Raw genomic sequence first — 2386 nt, 5'->3', positions numbered from 1 at the left:
CAAAGTTCCAACATTCTTGAGTCATCAAATGTCTTAAGAACTACTTCGCTTCCAATACCGTTTAAATCTCCTATTGAAATTCCAACGATTATATTTTCTGCTTTTTTCATAAGAAGTACTAGTTATTTATTGCTAATTTTGAAGTGCAAATTTAGTAAAATAAAACCATAATGTTTACAGGAATAATTGAAACCCTTGGAATAATAAAAGATTTAAAAAAAGATAACGATAATCTGGACATAACTATTTCTTCTGTTGTAGCACATGAATTAAAAATTGATCAAAGTGTTGCTCACAATGGTGTTTGCCTTACCGTCGTTGCCATCAATAATGATGAATATACTGTAACCGCAATTAGAGAAACAATTGAAAAGACAAATTTAGCCGATTGGAAAATTGGCGATTTAGTAAATTTAGAACGCGGAATGAAATTAGGAGACCGACTTGATGGTCATATTGTTCAGGGGCATGTTGACCAAACAGGAATTTGTAAGTCGGTTGAAGAAGCCAATGGCAGTTGGTATTTTGCCTTTGAATATGATAGTAATTTGAATAACATTACTATTGAAAAAGGCTCAATAACAGTGAATGGTGTGAGTTTGACGGTTGTAAATTCTAAAGCCAATGAGTTTAGCGTGGCCATTATCCCTTATACTTTTGAGCATACAAATTTTAAAAATATCAAAATTGGCACAAATATCAATCTTGAGTTTGATGTTGTGGGAAAATACATTGCTCGTCTGCATTCTTTAAATCAATAAAAGGCAGAAAATCATGGAAATAAAAAAGCTTCAAATTAATTTGAAGCTTTTTTTATATTTTTTATTTTGTTCAATTTATAAATCCCAAAACACACCGAAAGTAGTGCCAAAAGAAAAATTCCACCATCCAGAGGTAGTCCTGGCGGCGGTGGCGGCGATGACGGTGGCGGTGGATTAGGATCTGCAAAAACAGCTGTTATTTGCAAAAAAAACACTGCCAGAATAAGAATAAATTTATTCGGGACAAATTTCATAGTGCGTAAAAGTATAAAAAAATTCTATTTACCAAAATAAATTAAAATATTTAATCCGTAAAGTTAATAGAAAATTAGTGTTTCACAAGTGCTGACAACAGCGATTTCTATCTTCTTTGTAAAAAATCGACAACATACATTAATTAACGATGTATTCAACTTTTCGGTTTTCGATTAGACAAAAAAGACCTCATAAGAGGTCTTGAAAATAATGTGGTCCCACTTGGGCTCGAACCAAGGACCACCTGATTATGAGTCAGGTGCTCTAACCAACTGAGCTATAGGACCGGTTTTACTTCACAGTTATTCTATTGATTTACTGTGCTCAGTGAATAAAGACGAGCTTTATTTGAGGTTGCAATATTACCACTATTTTTTTTTCGATGCAACTATTTTCACTTGATTTCTTGACAAAGTTCAATCAGAACGCCATTTGTTCCTTTTGGGTGCAAAAAAGCGACTAACTTATTATCGGCTCCTTTTTTTGGTGTTTCATTTAAAACAATAAATCCTTCTTTTTTTAATCTTTCGATTTCTTCAACTATATTTTCTACATCAAAAGCAATATGATGAATTCCTTCGCCTTTCTTTTCTAAGAATTTAGCAATTGGACTTTCCGGATTTGTCGCCTCTAATAATTCTATCTTATTTGGCCCGTTCATAAAAAAAGAAGTTTTCACGCCTTCGCTTTCGACTTCTTCCTGTTTGTATGGTGGATTTCCAAATAGTTTTTCGAAAAGCAGATTGGAAGTTTCTAAATTATTGACCGCTATTCCGATGTGTTCAATTTTTTTCATTTTTTAAAGTTGCAGAGTTTCAAAGTTGCAAAGTTTCAAAGTTGCAAAGTTGCAAAGTCGGTTAAAAATTCAAAGATAAGGATTTCAAAAATTAGCCCTGATAGAAGTGGCATCCTTTTTATAAATTGCAACGGGTTTAAACCCGTTGCAATTTATAAAAAGATATAACGGATAGCAGGAATAGCTCCTAAAAAAACTTTACGACTCAGGAACTTTGTAACTTTCCAACTTAAAAGTTGTATTTTTGCCGCATGGAAACGAATAGACAGAAAAAAATAGGCAGTGTTCTTCAGAAAGATTTAGTTGATATTCTTCAGGGTGAAGTGCGTAAAAACGGAATTTCAAACCTGGTAATTTCGGTTTCTAAAGTAATTGTAACTACTGATTTGTCTGTCGCCAAAGTGTATCTGAGCGTATTTCCACAGGAAAAGGCGGCCGAATTGATGGCGGCAATAAAAACAAATTCTCCTTTGATTAAGCATGATTTATCGCAACGCGTTAAATTGCAATTGCGAAAAGTGCCTAATCTTTCTTTTTATATTGATGACTCGTTGGATTATATCGAAAAGATTGA

Annotated in this window: 4 protein-coding genes, 1 tRNA gene and 1 pseudogene; 3 read left to right on the top strand and 3 right to left on the bottom strand. The window is 33.3% G+C overall.

Features of this window, described 5'->3' with window-relative positions; translation table 11 throughout:
* A pseudogene (locus ABIQ27_RS04470) lies at window positions 1–110 on the bottom strand (4-hydroxythreonine-4-phosphate dehydrogenase PdxA); the annotation flags it as partial.
* 60 nt (window positions 111–170) lie between these two features.
* Between ABIQ27_RS04470 and ABIQ27_RS04465 the strand changes: the two are divergent.
* Complete coding sequence (locus ABIQ27_RS04465; protein WP_348032425.1) at window positions 171–761, top strand: riboflavin synthase; 591 nt, start codon at window positions 171–173, stop codon at window positions 759–761.
* A 13-nt stretch (window positions 762–774) separates the two neighbouring features.
* Entirely contained in the window at window positions 775–939 is a 165-nt protein-coding gene (locus tag ABIQ27_RS04460) for a hypothetical protein (protein WP_348032424.1), read from the top strand.
* Between the two features lie 290 nt (window positions 940–1229).
* On the opposite strand, the gene ABIQ27_RS04455 is transcribed toward ABIQ27_RS04460, so the two are convergent.
* Together ABIQ27_RS04455 and mce are read right to left on the bottom strand one after the other, a co-directional pair.
* Window positions 1230–1303, bottom strand: a tRNA-Ile gene (locus ABIQ27_RS04455).
* Window positions 1304–1410: 107 nt separating this feature from the next.
* The gene (gene mce, locus ABIQ27_RS04450) at window positions 1411–1812 is read right to left on the bottom strand and encodes a methylmalonyl-CoA epimerase (RefSeq protein WP_348032423.1); all 402 of its coding nucleotides are present in this window, start codon (window positions 1810–1812) and stop codon (window positions 1411–1413) included.
* 251 nt (window positions 1813–2063) lie between these two features.
* Here mce and rbfA point away from each other — a divergent pair.
* Window positions 2064–2386: 30S ribosome-binding factor RbfA (gene rbfA, locus ABIQ27_RS04445; RefSeq protein ID WP_348032422.1), on the top strand; the 323-nt coding region annotated here is incomplete at its 3' end.

It is taken from the genome of Flavobacterium sp. (assembly GCF_039916025.1).
Taxonomy (GTDB): domain Bacteria; phylum Bacteroidota; class Bacteroidia; order Flavobacteriales; family Flavobacteriaceae; genus Flavobacterium.
This window is presented reverse-complemented; position numbering and strand designations above follow the sequence as displayed.